This is a genomic window from Lyngbya sp. CCY1209 (assembly GCF_055795065.1).
Map to the genome: position 1 here is coordinate 1 of NZ_JAYFER010000059.1, position 267 is coordinate 267.

At 43.4% G+C, this 267-nt stretch carries 1 protein-coding gene; it reads left to right on the forward strand.

Annotated features, from left to right (window positions below; genetic code table 11):
• Positions 1-267 (forward strand): reverse transcriptase/maturase family protein (locus AC0QHF_RS00305; protein ID WP_324702197.1); only part of this gene is annotated, 267 nt, incomplete at both ends.

Genomic DNA, 267 nt, shown 5'->3' on the forward strand with positions numbered 1-267 from the left:
GGGACACCTCAAGGAGGGGTAATAAGTCCACTCCTCGCCAACATCGCACTGGATGGAATGGTGAGGCACATAGAAAAGCTATTCCCGAAAAAGAATAGCAGAATCCAAGCAACGGTCGTCAGATATGCCGATGATTTTGTAGTCATATCACCAAAACTCGAAATCATTGAACAGTGCAAGATTGCTATCACCGAATGGTTAAAACCCATTGGACTCCAACTTAAGCCGGAAAAGACAAGAATCTGTCATACACTAAGAGAAATCGAA